This is a genomic window from Aeromonas sp. s4 (genome assembly GCF_040907855.1).
GTDB classification, from domain to species: domain Bacteria; phylum Pseudomonadota; class Gammaproteobacteria; order Enterobacterales; family Aeromonadaceae; genus Aeromonas; species Aeromonas caviae.
In genome coordinates this window covers 26,501-37,010 of sequence record NZ_JBFOCP010000020.1, presented here as the reverse complement: position 1 = coordinate 37,010, position 10,510 = coordinate 26,501, and the positions used below count along the sequence as shown (strand labels likewise).

Annotated in this window: 13 protein-coding genes; 11 read left to right on the top strand and 2 right to left on the bottom strand. The window is 64.6% G+C overall.

The window, feature by feature from the left end; all coding sequences use genetic code 11:
• Positions 1 to 159: 159 nt before the first annotated feature.
• From moaB to AB5Y89_RS05665, 10 genes are all read left to right on the top strand, one after another.
• On the top strand, positions 160 to 666 hold the full coding sequence (gene moaB / locus AB5Y89_RS05710) for a molybdenum cofactor biosynthesis protein B (protein ID WP_039038846.1): 507 nt from the start codon (positions 160 to 162) through the stop codon (positions 664 to 666).
• A gap of 50 nt (positions 667 to 716) precedes the next feature.
• The gene (gene moaC, locus AB5Y89_RS05705) at positions 717 to 1,211 is read left to right on the top strand and encodes a cyclic pyranopterin monophosphate synthase MoaC (RefSeq protein WP_151028417.1); all 495 of its coding nucleotides are present in this window, start codon (positions 717 to 719) and stop codon (positions 1,209 to 1,211) included.
• Positions 1,208 to 1,453, top strand: a complete 246-nt coding sequence (gene moaD / locus AB5Y89_RS05700) for a molybdopterin synthase sulfur carrier subunit (protein WP_010674162.1) — start codon at positions 1,208 to 1,210, stop codon at positions 1,451 to 1,453. The genes moaC and moaD overlap by 4 nt, the downstream gene beginning before the upstream one ends.
• A 3-nt stretch (positions 1,454 to 1,456) precedes the next feature.
• Positions 1,457 to 1,936, top strand: a complete 480-nt coding sequence (gene moaE / locus AB5Y89_RS05695) for a molybdopterin synthase catalytic subunit MoaE (protein WP_124244893.1) — start codon at positions 1,457 to 1,459, stop codon at positions 1,934 to 1,936.
• 53 nt (positions 1,937 to 1,989) lie between these two features.
• A complete protein-coding gene (modA, locus tag AB5Y89_RS05690) occupies positions 1,990 to 2,712 on the top strand; it encodes a molybdate ABC transporter substrate-binding protein (RefSeq protein ID WP_368223075.1) in 723 nt (240 codons plus the stop codon).
• A 116-nt stretch (positions 2,713 to 2,828) separates the two neighbouring features.
• Entirely contained in the window at positions 2,829 to 3,509 is a 681-nt protein-coding gene (gene modB / locus AB5Y89_RS05685) for a molybdate ABC transporter permease subunit (RefSeq protein ID WP_010674165.1), read from the top strand.
• Positions 3,506 to 4,561 (top strand): molybdenum ABC transporter ATP-binding protein, encoded by a 1,056-nt coding sequence (gene modC, locus AB5Y89_RS05680; protein WP_368223074.1) that lies wholly within the window; start codon positions 3,506 to 3,508, stop codon positions 4,559 to 4,561. The genes modB and modC overlap by 4 nt, the downstream gene beginning before the upstream one ends.
• Positions 4,562 to 4,628: 67 nt before the next feature.
• The gene (locus AB5Y89_RS05675; RefSeq protein WP_042017457.1) at positions 4,629 to 5,405 is read left to right on the top strand and encodes an alpha/beta fold hydrolase; all 777 of its coding nucleotides are present in this window, start codon (positions 4,629 to 4,631) and stop codon (positions 5,403 to 5,405) included.
• Positions 5,406 to 5,518: 113 nt separating this feature from the next.
• The gene (gene parM / locus AB5Y89_RS05670; RefSeq protein ID WP_223302530.1) at positions 5,519 to 6,562 is read left to right on the top strand and encodes a plasmid segregation protein ParM domain-containing protein; all 1,044 of its coding nucleotides are present in this window, start codon (positions 5,519 to 5,521) and stop codon (positions 6,560 to 6,562) included.
• Positions 6,555 to 7,367, top strand: a complete 813-nt coding sequence (locus AB5Y89_RS05665) for a hypothetical protein (protein ID WP_234927658.1) — start codon at positions 6,555 to 6,557, stop codon at positions 7,365 to 7,367. The genes parM and AB5Y89_RS05665 overlap by 8 nt, the downstream gene beginning before the upstream one ends.
• A gap of 71 nt (positions 7,368 to 7,438) precedes the next feature.
• Here AB5Y89_RS05665 and moeB read toward each other — a convergent pair whose 3' ends face one another.
• A complete protein-coding gene (gene moeB, locus AB5Y89_RS05660; protein ID WP_368223072.1) occupies positions 7,439 to 8,194 on the bottom strand; it encodes a molybdopterin-synthase adenylyltransferase MoeB in 756 nt (251 codons plus the stop codon).
• On the bottom strand, positions 8,191 to 9,417 hold the full coding sequence (gene moeA / locus AB5Y89_RS05655; RefSeq protein ID WP_368223086.1) for a molybdopterin molybdotransferase MoeA: 1,227 nt from the start codon (positions 9,415 to 9,417) through the stop codon (positions 8,191 to 8,193). The genes moeB and moeA overlap by 4 nt, the downstream gene beginning before the upstream one ends.
• 370 nt (positions 9,418 to 9,787) lie before the next feature.
• Here moeA and folE point away from each other — a divergent pair, with 370 nt between their 5' ends.
• Positions 9,788 to 10,444, top strand: coding sequence for a GTP cyclohydrolase I FolE (folE, locus tag AB5Y89_RS05650; RefSeq protein ID WP_010674171.1), 657 nt, complete (start codon positions 9,788 to 9,790; stop codon positions 10,442 to 10,444).
• Positions 10,445 to 10,510 lie beyond the last annotated feature (66 nt).

The following is a 10,510-nucleotide window of genomic DNA, read 5'->3' as shown; positions in this document are numbered from 1 at the left end:
CTTCGAGATTAATGGGCAATGACGCCCCCCAGCCAGACATCTTTTGATAGAATCCCTTCCCGGCAACGCGGCGCCCACCGGCTCCTTTCATGGCTGGCACCACGGTGCGGCGCGTTCACCTCATCCTCTCGTGGTCAATGATTGACAGGAATGGCCCCAATGGCACCCAAACACAGCGAATTCATCCCTCTCAAGATCGCCGTCCTGACGGTTTCCGACAGTCGCACCGCTGCCGATGACAGCTCGGGGGACTATCTGGTCGAGGCCCTGACCCAGACCGGCCACGTGCTGGCCGACCGGGCGCTCTGTCCAGACAACCTGTTTCGCATCCGCGCCCAGGTGAGCGACTGGATTGCCGACGAGGGAGTCCAGGTGGTGCTCATCAACGGCGGCACCGGCTTCAACGAGCAGAACCGGGTGCCCGAGGCGGTCGGCGTGCTGTTCGAGCGCACGGTGCAGGGTTTTGGCGAGATGTTCCGCCAGCTCTCGTTTGCCGAGATAAAAGGCTCCGCCATGCAGAGCCGTGCCCTGGCAGGGCTCGCCAATCGCACCCTGATCTGCTGCCTGCCCGGCTCCACCGGCGCCTGCCGTCTGGGCTGGGAACAGCTTATCCGGGATCAGCTCGACGCCCGTACCCGGCCGTGCAACTTCGTGACCCATCTGTGATCCCGGGAGTAAACCCGGATCATCCATCTTATTTTTCGATAGGGGCATAGATGAACCTGACCCATCTCAACCAGAGCGGCGAGGCCCACATGGTGGATGTCACCGACAAGCAGGTGACCGAACGCGAGGCCCGCGCCGAGGCTTTCGTGACCATGGCCCCCGAGACCCTGGCGTTGATCCTGAGTGGTCAGCACCACAAGGGGGACGTGTTCGCCACCGCCCGCATCGCCGGCATCATGGCGGCCAAGAAGACCGCCGACCTTATTCCCCTCTGCCATCCCCTGGCTCTGACCCGGGTGGAGGTAGAGATAGCCCCCCAGGTGGCGCACAATCGGGTCCATATCCGCACCCTGTGCAAGCTCTCGGGCAAGACCGGGGTGGAGATGGAGGCGCTCACCGCCGCCTCGGTGGCGGCCCTGACCATCTACGACATGTGCAAGGCTGTGCAAAAGGACATGGTGATCGAGCAGGTGCGTCTGGTGGAGAAAAAGGGCGGTAAATCCGGTCATTTCCAACTGGGTGAGACCAAAGGAGAGCAGGCATGATCAAGGTTCTGTTTTTTGCGCAGGTGCGTGAGCTGGTCGGCTGCGACGAGCTGAGCCTGCCTTGCGACTACGCCAGTGCCGATGCCCTTCGCGCCGCCTTGAGCGAGCGGGGTGACAAGTGGGCGCTGGCGCTCGAATCCGGCAAGCTCCTGGTGGCGGTCAACCAGACCCTGGTGCCGCTGGATACCCCCCTCCATGACGGGGATGAGGTCGCCTTCTTCCCGCCGGTGACCGGAGGTTGAGCCATGAGCGACGTAGCCATCACAGATCGCATTCTGGTGCAGCGGGCTGACTTCTCGCTGGCTGACGAATATGCCCGCCTCGCTGCCCGGCAGGACACAGGCGCGATTGTCAGCTTTGTCGGCAAGGTGCGCGACTTCAATCAGGGGGAGCATGTGAAGGGGCTGGCCCTCGAACACTACCCCGGCATGACCGAGAAGGCGCTGGCGGGCATCGTGGCCGAGGCCCGCAGCCGCTGGCCGCTGCAGGAGTGTACCCTCATTCACCGCATCGGCGAGCTGCTGCTCGGGGATCAGATCGTGCTGGTGGTGGTGAGCAGCGCCCACCGCGAGGCGGCTTTCGAGGCCTGCCACTTCATCATGGATTTCTTGAAGACCCGGGCGCCGTTCTGGAAAAAAGAGCTGACCGCCGACGGGGTGCAACGCTGGGTCGAGGCCAGGGCGAGCGATGACGCCGCCCTGGCCCGCTGGCAACAAGGGGAGTGAGCCTCGAGCTCGTGTCAATCGATCCGGCGTGCCGGAACATAAGGAGCAAAGGAATGAAGAGATGGGTATCCGTGTTGGTGCTGGGGGCCGGCGGCATTTACAGCGGGACTGTGCTGGCTGACGAGGTCAAGGTGGCGGTGGCGGCCAACTTCAAGGGCACCATAGAGCGCATCGGCAAGGAGTTCACCGCCAAGACCGGCCACAGCGTCGTCATCAGTTCGGCGGCCACCGGCGTGCTCTATACCCAGATCACCCACGGTGCGCCCTTCGATCTCTTCCTCTCGGCCGACGTGGCGACCCCTCAAAAGCTGGAGTCGGAAGGCAAGGGGAGCGAACGCTTCACCTATGCCATCGGTCAGCTCGGCCTCTGGCAGAAGGGGGGGCCTGCCCCTGACGAGGCCACCTTGCGCCACTGGCAGGGGGAGCTGGCCATCGCCAACCCCAAGACAGCGCCCTATGGCGCCGCCGCCATGGCGACCCTGGCTCATCTCAAGATCGATCCCAAACAGTATCGGGTGCTGACCGGCACCAACATCAGCCAGACTTGGCAGTTCGTCGACACCGGCAATGCGAAGCTGGGCTTTGTCGCCTGGGCCAATCTGGTGGAGGCGGGCAAGACCGGCGAAGCCTGGGCGGTGCCGGCTAGCTTCTATCCCCCCATCGAACAGCAGGCCCTGGTGCTGAAGAAAGGGGCGGCGGTGGATGCCCTGGTCGCCTGGCTCAAGGGGCCGGGACAGGCGCAGATCAAGGCGGCGGGTTACGCCCTGCCGCAGTAAGCGCCCGGCGTCTGCAGGCCAGCTCCGTGCTGGCCAGATCCGGTGCCTGACGTGTCCCAAGGCGGCGCCCGTCATGACGGCGCCCTGTTTTTTATCGACACCCGAGAGGGGACCCTATGAGTGAAGGGGATCTGCTGGCGGTCTGGCTGACCCTGAAACTGGCGGCCAGCACCACTGCCATCCTGCTGCTGCTGTCGCCGCCGCTCGCCTGGTGGCTGTCTCGCAGCCAGCACCGGCTGCGCCCTCTGGTGGAAGCCATGGTGGCCCTGCCGCTGGTGCTGCCGCCCACCGTGCTCGGTTTCTATCTGCTGCTGGCCTTCTCCCCGGAGTACGGCCTCGGTGGCTGGTGGCGGGAGACCTTCGGAGCCCCGCTCGCCTTCAGTTTCCTCGGCCTGCTCATCGCCTCCGTCATCTATTCGCTCCCCTTCGTGGTACAGCCCCTCACCTCCGCCTTCGTCAACATGGGCAACAAGGAGCTGGAGGCTGCCGCCACCCTGGGGATGGGCCCGTTTGAGCGCTTCTTTCGCATCATCCTGCCCATGACGCTGCCCAGCTTCGTGATGGCGGCGGCGCTGGGCTTTGCCCACACCCTGGGGGAGTTCGGGGTGGTGCTGATGATCGGCGGCAACATTCCCGGGGAGACCCAGGTGCTCTCCATCGCCCTGTTTGATCACGTGGAGGCGATGGATTACCAGAATGCCCATATTCTGGCAGGCGGCCTGATGGGCTTCTCCCTGGTGATGCTGGTGCTGGTCTACGGCGTGCTGCAACGTCGGCAACGGAGGCTGTTCGGATGAGCCTCTACCTCAAGGCCAGACGTGATTTCGGCCCCTTCACCCTGGCGTGCGATCTGGCGCTGCCCCCCAGCCGCATCCTCGGCCTGTTCGGTCCTTCGGGCTGTGGCAAGAGCACCCTGCTGCGCATCATCGCCGGGCTCGACAAGGCCCCGGGCGATGCCCTGCGCTGGCAGGGGCGCGAGCTTGCAGCCCTGCCCCCCGAGGCGCGGCGCATCGGGCTGGTGTTTCAGGATGCTCGTCTCTTCCCCCACCTGAGCGTGCTCGGCAACCTGCAACTGGCGGCTCGCAAGGGGAGGGGGCGCTGGCAGCCAGAGGATCTGGCTGCGCGCCTCGGCTTTGCCGAGCTGCTGGGGCAACCGGCCCACGGCCTCTCCGGCGGGCAGCGTCAGCGGGTGGCACTGGCCAGGGCCTTGCTGGCCGAGCCCGACTTGCTGCTGCTGGACGAACCCTTCTCGGCGCTGGACAGGCGCAGCCGCATCCATCAGGCCCACGTGCTCAAGGGCTTGCAGCAGGAGAGCGGCATCCCCATGATCTTCGTCAGCCACGCCATGGAGGAGGTGAGCCTGCTCTGCGATGGACTGGTGCTGCTGGCAGAGGGACGGGTGGAGGCTAAGGGCACCCCCGAGGAGATCTTCGCCCGCACCGACCTGTCGCTGGCCAGTCGCGACGACGTCGGGGTCATGCTATCGGCGACCCTGGCCCACTACGACGAGCACGAGCAGATGGCAACCCTGCGACTCGGGGAGCAGACCCTGATGGTGACCATGGAGCATGCCCCCGATGAAGCAGGCCCCTTGCAGATCAAGGTGGCGGCGCGGGATCTGGTGATCGCCACCGAGCCCATCGTGCACTCCAGCCTCTCCAACTGCCTCGAGACCCGGCTGCTGGAGGTGCGGGAGGTGCGACCGGGGCAGACCCTGTTGCAGTTGGCTCTCGGGCAGCAGATACTGCTGGCCCGGATCACCAGCCGCTCCGCGCAGCGGCTCGCCCTGACGCCGGCCATGCGCCTCTACGCCTACATCAAGGCGGTGAGCCTGGTGGGAGAGGGGTAGACAGGGGACCGGAGTACGGATTGGCTGGTCATGAGTGGCCGGCATGGCGTCGAGAAAGGGGGGACGGGTGCGTCGCAATCAGGTAATGAAATCCCATGGCTTGGCCCTGCGCAGTGCGGGGGAGGGGCCCTTGCTGCTCTTGCTGCACGGGTTGGGCTCTTCCAGCCTCGACTGGCAGGCGCAGATCGAGCGTTTTTCCGAGCGCTACCGGGTGGTGGCCATCGACTTGCGCGGCCACGGCCAGAGCATGCAGGAGGGGCCCTTTGACGTGCCCACCCTGGCGGCGGATGTGGCCCGCTGGCTCGACGAACAGCCCGAGCCTGCCTGGGTAGTGGGGTTGTCGCTCGGTGCCATGGTGGCGCTGGAGCTGGCGCTGCAACTGCCCCACAAGGTGCAGGGGCTGGTGCTGGTCAACGGCTTCAGCGAATTTCTGCTGGAGACGCCAAAGGAGCAGGAGCGCTATGCCATGCGCCTCAAGTGGCTGCGCTGGTTCGGCATGCGGCCGCTGGCGTGGTGGCTCGGTCGCGAGCTCTTTCCCGGCCCCGATCTCGCCCAGGTGCGCCACACCTTCCGGGGGCGCTTCGTGCGCAACAAAAAGAAGACCTACAAGGCGCTGCTGGAGGCGCTGCCCGGCTGGTCGGTGCGGGCTCGTCTCGGCACCCTCTGGCAGCCGGTGGCCATCATCTCCACCAGTCACGACTATCTGCCCCTGGCGCGGCGGGTGGAGCAGTTCGCCTCCCTGCCCAATGCCACCATCCACACCCCGGATGGTCACCACGCCTGGCCGGCGGAAGATCCTGCCGGGTTCAATCATTTGCTTCACCGGATTTTAGAAACCCATTAGACTTGTCGCCTTTTGACCTTGATCCCCCGTGTATGTATTGGTCCGATCGCCTTGCCAGTGGCAGATGGCAAGGCAATCGGACCCATCTTGCCCTATTGAACAGGTATTTCCTCATGTCTGAAGTAATGAAAATGGCCATCGACGATGGTTCAACCAACGTCAAGGTGAGCTGGATTGAGAACAAGGTGCTCAAGACCATCATCTCCCCCAACTCCTTTCGCAAGGATTGGAAGAGTGCCGCCTTGCGCAAGGACAAGAAGATCTACAACTACGAGATAGGCAACACCAAGTACACCTACGACGCCACCTCCGACAAGTCCCTGGCCACCACCCACGTGGAGTACCAGTACGACGATCTCAACCTGCTCTCCGTGCACCATGCCCTGTTGCAGACCGGCGTGACCCCCTGCGATGTGGCCATCACCGTGACCCTGCCCATCACCGAGTTCTACAACCCGGATGACTGTCAGCGCAACGAGGAGAAGATCGAGAAGAAGCGCCGCAACCTGATGCGGGCCATCAGCCTCAACAAGGGTGAGCTGTTCAACATCGTCAGCGTGGAGGTGATGCCGGAAAGCCTGCCGGCGGCGCTCTCCCGCCTGATTGGCTCGGGCTGCAACGAGTTCACCAAGACGCTAGTGATCGACTGCGGTGGCACCACCCTGGACATGGGGATCATCGTCGGCGAGTTTGACGACGTTTCCGATGTGTATGGCAACAACGAGATCGGCGTCTCCATGGTAACCGACGCGACCCGCAAGGCGCTGGCGGCGGCAGACAGCGATTCGAGCTATCTGGTGGCCAACGAATTCATCAAGCGCCGCCACGACATGAGCTTCGTGCGTGACGTGGTCAACGACGAGAGCCAGATCCCGAAGATCCTCGAGAAGATGCAGAACAAGATCGACGAGCTCGGCTCCCAGGTGGCCCACGAGGCGAAGAAGTTCGCCAAGAACCCGAACCGGATCTATCTGGTCGGTGGCGGCGCGTCCCTGATCGTCGATGCCATCAAGGCTGCCTACCCGACTCTGGGGGAGCGGGTGGAGCTGCTGGACGATGCCCAGTCTGCCCTGGCGCGGGAGATCTGCCTCTACACCACGGAAGAGGAAGAGGTGTACCGTGAGGCGCCTGTGATGGCCGAGGTCGGCGATGAGTAGTCAACTCAAGCGCATGACCTTCTCCATCTTCATGGATCCGGGTGCGCTGGAGTCTGATCGCTATGCGGCCGGGATCTTGCAAAGCTGGTATCAGCGGGCGCGCAAGATCCAGGACGACGTGGAGGAGTTCGACTTCTCCAAGAGCCGTTTTCACAAGGACATCTACCTCAGCGGCATGTTCCTGTATGTGCTGGCACCGAGCCTGTGCAAGGGGATGGCCAATGCCTTCGGCCCGGAGCAGGTGAACCTCTCGACCCTGCGCCATGTCTTCGCCAGTTGCGGCTTCGATCTGGGGGACGGGAGTGCGCCCGTGGCGACCGATACCCTGATCGATGAAATCGTGGCCAGGCTGGCTCCCCAGCTGGGGCAGGGGGACAACCGGGGGCTGGCGGATGAAATCGTTCAGCGTCTGGGTCAGCAGGCGGCGGCGCCACTTCCGGACAGCCTGGTGGACGAGATTGTGAGCCGCATCGGCGAGCAGCAGCCCACCGGGCTCTGGGACGAGCTGAAGCAGGGGCTGCCGGCCCCGCTCGATCACGATCTGCTGGCAGAGGCCATCGCGGGCAAGCTGCCGACGGCGGGGGGAGAGGCGGATCTGGCCCCCCTTGCGGGCAGCATCCAGCTGCTTTCCCGCCAGCTGGAGGAGCAGTCCCGGCTCATTCGCGAACAGCACCGCCTGATCCAGCGCCTGGCCAGCCAGCCCGCCCGGGGGGCTGGCTCGTCCGAGCTGGCCGAGCCCCTCATCGAAGATCTCTCGAACCAGGTGGCGAGCATGAAGAAGGTCAAGGCGAAGGGGATCTTCTAGGCCCTTTATGACGACCCGCAGCCCAATGAAAAAAGCCGAACCCCGGGGTTCGGCTTTTTTGTGGGCGCTGCTCAGGGTCTTGAGCAGACCGGGCAGTCGGGGCGTTTGGGCAGTTTCAGCTCGCGAAAGCTGCCACCCAGACCGTCGATCATCAGCAGGCGGCCGCTGTAGCTTTTGCCCATGCCCGCCAGCAGCTTGATGGCCTCGAGCGCCTGCAGACTGCCCACCAGTCCCACCACGGGGGCCAGTACCCCCGCCTCGATACAGGTGAGGGCCTGCTCGCCAAAGAGGGCGCTGAGACAGGCGTAGCAGGGCTCATCCTCCTGCCAGGTGAAGCTGCAGAGCTGCCCTTCGAGCCGGATGGCGGCGCCGCTGACCAGGGGCACCTTGTGCTGGCGGGCGCGCTGGTTGAGGAGGTTGCGGATGGCGACGTTGTCGGTGCAGTCGAGCACCAGCTGATGGCCTGGCAGCAGGGCATCGAGCAGCGCCTCGTCAGCGAGGGCGGCGTGGGTCTCCACCTCGAGCCAGGGGGTGAGGGCGCGCAGGGACGTCGCCGCGGACTCCACCTTGAGCTGGCCGATGCGCGCGTCGCTGTGCAGCACCTGGCGCTGCAAATTGGAGAGCTCCACCCGATCGAAATCCACCAGGGTGAGGTGGCCGACCCCGGCCACCGCCAGATACTGGCTGGCGGCGCAGCCGAGGCCCCCGGCGCCGATGACCAGCACGCGGGATTGCTTGAGCGCCTCCTGCCCCTCGAAGTCGAAGGATTTGAGCACGATCTGGCGGTTGTAGCGAAGGAGCTCGGCGTCGCTCAGGATCTCGCTCACAGCAGCAGCCCCGAGAAGGGCTCGACGGTGACCGTCTCACCGGCGGCTACCTTGCCGCGCTCCTGTTCGAGCACGATGTAGCAGTTGGCCCGGGAGAGGGAGCTGAACACCCCGGAGTCTTGGGAGCCGGTGCTGCGTACCTCGAGGCCATTCGGGCCCACGCTCAGGATGCCGCGCTGGAAGTCCAGGCGCCCCGGGCTCTTCTTGAGCGGCTCTGTCGCCAGGGCCTGGAGGGGGTGCGGGCGTGCAAACTGCTGACCGGCCAGCCTGGCCAGAGCCGGTTGCACCAGCTGATCGAAGGTGACCATGGCGGAGACCGGGTTGCCCGGCAGACCGAAGAACCAGGCGTTTGGCAACCGGCCAAAGGCGAAGGGTTTGCCCGGCTTGATGGCGAGCTTCCAGAAGCCAATTTCCCCGAGCTCTTCGAGCAGTTGCTTGGTGAAGTCCGCTTCCCCCACCGAGACGCCCCCGGTGGTGATCAGGGCATCGGCCTCGCGGTCGGCCTGCAAGAAGGCGGCGCGCAGGGCAGCCGGATCATCGGGGATGATGCCAAGGTCCAGGCACTCACAGCCCATGCGGCTCAGCATCGCCTTGACCCCGTAGCGGTTGGAGTCGTAGATGTCCCCGTGCTGGAGCGGGGTGCCCAGAGGCTTGAGCTCGTCCCCTGTGCTGAAGATGGCGACCCTGAGGGGACGGCGCACCGTGACGTTCGCGATGCCAAGGGAGGCGAGCAGCGGCAGCTCTCTGGGGCTCAGGCGCAGGCCGCTTTCGAGCACCTGGGCACCCTGCGCCAGATCCTCGCCGCGGCGACGGATGTTCTGGCCAGCAACGGGGTGGGTCAGGAAAGTGATCCCGTTGTCGCCGGCTTGCGTTTCTTCCTGCATCACCACAGCGTCTGCACCCGGGGGCACAGGGGCCCCGGTCATGATGCGGATGCAGTGGCCGGCGGGCCACTCCCCCTCATAGGGCTGGCCCGCAAAGGCCTTGCCCGCCACGGGGAGCGGCACCCCGGCGGCGAGATCCGCCAGGCGCACGGCATAGCCGTCCATGGCGGCGTTGTCGAAGGGGGGGACGAAGAGGGGGGAGCTTATCTCCTCGGCCAGGATCCGATCCAGCGCCTGGGGCAGGGGCAACTGCTCCGTCTCGCAGCAGCAGGTGAGTTGTTCCAGCATCCCTTGCAGGGCCTTGTCCAAGGGGAGGAGTGCACCGGTATCGAATCCCATCATCATGACCTCTCTGGTGTGTAGGGGGCGGATTATCCCAAAAATCCGCTCCGATGGGCAGGCCGAAGGTGCGGTAATGGGGGGCAGATGCCCCGGTGTGATCGGATTCTGGGGCGCTATCCCGTTGAATTACCTCCTGATGGGTAACCAGGGCGAGGCTTGCGCGGGATGGCAGGTGGGGAAGAGGCGGCACGGCCGTGCGCCTTGCCCCCGAATGGGCAGGCCGATGCGGACAAAACGGGGTGGTTTGGCATAAAGTCGGGCACCGGGCTTGAGTTAGACAGAATTATGACAATAATCGCCCTGTAAGATTGCGCCGCGGCACCATGCCGCAGGCCAGCACAGTCCCTGAGCGTGGGAGAGAAACACGATGACGAGCTTAAGCCAGGAAGCCCTGTTGGTCAGGGCGGCGCTCGAGGCCGAGGGCCTTGAGACACCTCTGGTGGCCAATGAATTGAGCGGCCAGCAGAAAAAGGAAAAAATCGAAGGTCATATGCGCGCCATCATGGAGACGCTGGGACTGGATCTGGCCGACGACAGTCTGGCCGAGACCCCGCACCGCATTGCCAAGATGTACGTGAACGAGATCTTCTCCGGCCTCGACTATGCCACCTTCCCCAAGGTGACGGTGATCGAGAACAAGATGAAGGTGGACGAGATGATCATGGTGCGGGACATCAGCCTCACCAGCACCTGCGAGCACCACTTCGTCACCATAGACGGCTTTGCCCACGTGGCCTACATTCCCCGCGGCAAGGTGATTGGCCTGTCGAAGATCAACCGCATCGTGCAGTTCTTCGCCCGCCGTCCCCAGGTACAGGAGCGGCTGACCCAGCAGATCCTGCTGGCGTTGCAGACCCTGCTTGGCACCAGGGACGTGGCCATCAGCATCAAGGCGACCCACTTCTGCGTGAAGGCCCGTGGCGTGATGGACTCCACCTCCTACACCACCACCACCTCTCTGGGCGGCGTCTTCAAGACCCAGCCCGACACCCGCGCCGAGTTCCTCGGTGGTCTGAAAGGGTAGTGCTCCCGGGGCCTGTCGCCGACAGGCCCCGTCTCCTTTCCCTCACTTTTTTTGAAAAATACCTAA

What these genes read in the sequence shown, in the direction of transcription:
- modC (WP_368223074.1), top strand. Translation starts at nt 3,506, where the DNA reads ATGAGCCTCTACCTCAAGGCCAGACGTGATTTCGGCCCCTTCACCCTG.
- moeA (WP_368223086.1), bottom strand. Translation starts at nt 9,417, where the DNA reads ATGGGATTCGATACCGGTGCACTCCTCCCCTTGGACAAGGCCCTGCAA.
- moaC (WP_151028417.1), top strand. Translation starts at nt 717, where the DNA reads ATGAACCTGACCCATCTCAACCAGAGCGGCGAGGCCCACATGGTGGAT.
- AB5Y89_RS05665 (WP_234927658.1), top strand. Translation starts at nt 6,555, where the DNA reads ATGAGTAGTCAACTCAAGCGCATGACCTTCTCCATCTTCATGGATCCG.
- modA (WP_368223075.1), top strand. Translation starts at nt 1,990, where the DNA reads ATGAAGAGATGGGTATCCGTGTTGGTGCTGGGGGCCGGCGGCATTTAC.
- folE (WP_010674171.1), top strand. Translation starts at nt 9,788, where the DNA reads ATGACGAGCTTAAGCCAGGAAGCCCTGTTGGTCAGGGCGGCGCTCGAG.
- moaB (WP_039038846.1), top strand. Translation starts at nt 160, where the DNA reads ATGGCACCCAAACACAGCGAATTCATCCCTCTCAAGATCGCCGTCCTG.
- moaD (WP_010674162.1), top strand. Translation starts at nt 1,208, where the DNA reads ATGATCAAGGTTCTGTTTTTTGCGCAGGTGCGTGAGCTGGTCGGCTGC.
- moaE (WP_124244893.1), top strand. Translation starts at nt 1,457, where the DNA reads ATGAGCGACGTAGCCATCACAGATCGCATTCTGGTGCAGCGGGCTGAC.
- modB (WP_010674165.1), top strand. Translation starts at nt 2,829, where the DNA reads ATGAGTGAAGGGGATCTGCTGGCGGTCTGGCTGACCCTGAAACTGGCG.
- parM (WP_223302530.1), top strand. Translation starts at nt 5,519, where the DNA reads ATGTCTGAAGTAATGAAAATGGCCATCGACGATGGTTCAACCAACGTC.